The sequence below is a fragment of the Lysinibacillus sp. BF-4 genome (assembly GCF_000743635.1).
GTDB lineage: Bacteria > Bacillota > Bacilli > Bacillales_A > Planococcaceae > Metalysinibacillus > Metalysinibacillus saudimassiliensis.
On record NZ_JPUW01000086.1, the window covers coordinates 1 to 1,582 of the forward strand.

Below are 1,582 nucleotides of genomic sequence, written 5' to 3' on the forward strand. Positions count from 1 at the left end.
GTTTGCGCCGTTTTGTTTCAGCGACTTTCTTATAATAACATCGGCTTCGATTACTGTCAACCGTTTATTTATTTTTTCTTTTCGTTAACGTCTCGCTAACGACAAATAGAATCATACCCCATAACACAACAAACTGTCAACGGTTTTAGAAAAAAAGATTTGTATTTCGTTAAAAAGATTCCTTCAACAAACCTTTCTTCCTATTATATTGTTTTTATTATTCGATTTTGTTTATATTTACTTTATAGTGGCGATGCATTACATTTCCACGCTTTGAAATAAACGGTTCTACTAAAATATAATCATGTTTAATTAAATACTCTACAAAGACTTCTAGATCCTTTGAATAAAACTCCAGCTCTTCATGCTCATGGAGCTCTTGTATTTTCCAATATTCTTTTGCACTCATTACTTCTAAAATATGTGCAGCCCCATCTTCTGTACGTGAATGAATAAAAAATTCACTCGCTAAAAATAACAGCTCTAGTCTTTTTTGCAATGGTTCATCGCTTAAAACTAGTTCTTCATATAATTTATAAATTGCTGGTTCAATTTCTTTTACTTGTGCCCAAATTGAAACTTCAGGATATGCACCGCTATCAATAACTGACAAACGCCCTAAATGGTGGACAGAAGATAACACATGAATATAAGCATCTAAATAGTTGCCCTGTGCATATTGTTCTTTGCCCTCAAGGTAACGACGAATTAACTTCGCAAATTGAATACCTGTTTTAATATTTCGTCCATCATAAGGGAAGGTTTGCATTTGAAGTCGTAAGCTTTGTAAATAATTCGTACGCTCAAACAATACCTCACCAAAGAGAACCCAATTGATTACCTTACGATTAGAACCGTTTTGTAACCATTTACGTAGCATTTTTTCGGTGACGATATGTGTTGCGATTTTTTGCTCACCCAAAATGTAATGTTTTGTTACAATTGGAGATTTTGCTTTGGCTACAACAATTAATAAAATGGAATCGAATGTATCGGTAATATTACTCTCATTATCTTTAATATCATATTGGATGACACCAAGTGTCTTTTCTTTTTCGATGCGCTCTTGGTAAATTGGTCTTAATAAATGATCCATTTTGTTTAACGCTCCTTATACTTTAATTACTATGAACTACTTTCGACAAACCTACACATTTCCCTCCTTTTTTTGAAAGCCTTTTATGTTATAGTAAGTTTTAGACTGGAGGCTTTACGTAATGAAAAAATATAATAGTAAGATTAATAAAATACGTTCATTTGCACTTTCCCTAATCTTTATTGGGTTTGTTGTAATGTACGGTGCTATTTTCTTTAGAGAAAACCCTTGGCTTGTTGTAATCTTTATGTCACTCGGTTTATTATGTATTTTTGCTAGTACAGCTGTTTATTTATGGATTGGCTTATTATCGACCAGAGCCGTGCAAGTCGCCTGTCCAAACTGCGGCAAGCATACTAAAGTGCTTGGTCGTGTAGATATGTGTATGTACTGTAACGAACCTTTAACGTTAGACCCTAACTTAGAAGGTAAGGCATTTGATCAGTCTTACAATAAAAAATCAGAATAACAAAAAAGAGGCTGGGA

2 protein-coding genes are annotated in these 1,582 nt (G+C 33.6%); one reads left to right on the plus strand and one right to left on the minus strand.

The annotated features are described in order from the left end of the window. Positions 1–217 precede the first annotated feature (217 nt). On the minus strand, positions 218–1,096 hold the full coding sequence (locus tag CH76_RS13215; protein ID WP_036147329.1) for a nucleotidyltransferase-like protein: 879 nt from the start codon (positions 1,094–1,096) through the stop codon (positions 218–220). Between the two features lie 121 nt (positions 1,097–1,217). Here CH76_RS13215 and CH76_RS13220 point away from each other — a divergent pair, with 121 nt between their 5' ends. Beyond that, positions 1,218–1,565 (plus strand): YgzB family protein, encoded by a 348-nt coding sequence (locus CH76_RS13220; RefSeq protein WP_036147332.1) that lies wholly within the window; start codon positions 1,218–1,220, stop codon positions 1,563–1,565. Positions 1,566–1,582 lie beyond the last annotated feature (17 nt).